The 266-nt window shown below is 54.1% G+C and carries 1 protein-coding gene; it reads right to left on the reverse strand.

What is annotated here, in order from left to right:
* On the reverse strand, positions 1-266 hold a 266-nt coding region (locus tag SB752_RS32575), incomplete at both ends, for an ATP-binding cassette domain-containing protein (protein WP_410719524.1).

Consider the following 266-nt stretch of genomic DNA (forward strand, 5'->3'; position numbering starts at 1 on the left):
GTTCGCCGCCAGAAAGTTCAGATGGACGGTGATTCGCACGATGCTCCAGCCCCACCGCTTTTAACATCTCCAGCGCACGGCTGTTGATTTCAGCGGGCTTTTTCTTGCCAATCAGCAGCGGCATAGCCACGTTTTCCAGGGCGGTAAAATCCGGCAGCAGATGGTGAAACTGATAAATAAAGCCCAGCTTCTGGTTGCGCAGCTCTGCTTTCGCCGCCGAAGACAGTTTGCTCATCGGTTGACCGTTAAAGATCACATCGCCGGAG

The organism is Brevibacillus sp. SIMBA_040, from assembly GCF_046535075.1.
GTDB lineage: Bacteria > Bacillota > Bacilli > Brevibacillales > Brevibacillaceae > Brevibacillus.